The sequence below is a fragment of the Tamlana crocina genome (genome assembly GCF_012037625.1).
Map to the genome: position 1 here is coordinate 1 of NZ_JAAVJS010000593.1, position 337 is coordinate 337.

The window sequence follows — 337 nt, forward strand, 5'->3', positions numbered from 1 at the left end:
AAGAATCCGTCACTGAATTCGAGGTTTTCTCTCACAGTCACCCCAAGAATCTTTGCCGCATCCTGTGCTTCCTGATCTCTTATCTCAGCTGTACCTCGTGTTCCGAGTTCGCCCCGAGTAAGATCAAGGATCCCGACTTTCTTTCCCCGGGAGATCTCTTTGGCCAGAGTGGCCGAACAACTTAATTCCACATCATCGGGATGAGCCCCTATTGCTAGTATATCTAATTTCATTTTAATTCTTCTTGTCTTTATTGTTTCGCTTTTATGGCCACCAATTCACTAAGGTTTTTTTCTGACTTAACGAACTGACCACTGACCACTAAAAATGTCTTGTT

The 337-nt window shown here is 43.6% G+C and carries 1 protein-coding gene; it reads right to left on the reverse strand.

Annotated features, from left to right (window positions below; translation table 11 throughout):
* The coding region (locus HC176_RS18190) for a PIG-L family deacetylase (RefSeq protein ID WP_209309815.1) at window positions 1–233 on the reverse strand (233 nt) is incomplete at its 3' end.
* Between the last annotated feature and the right edge of the window lie 104 nt (window positions 234–337).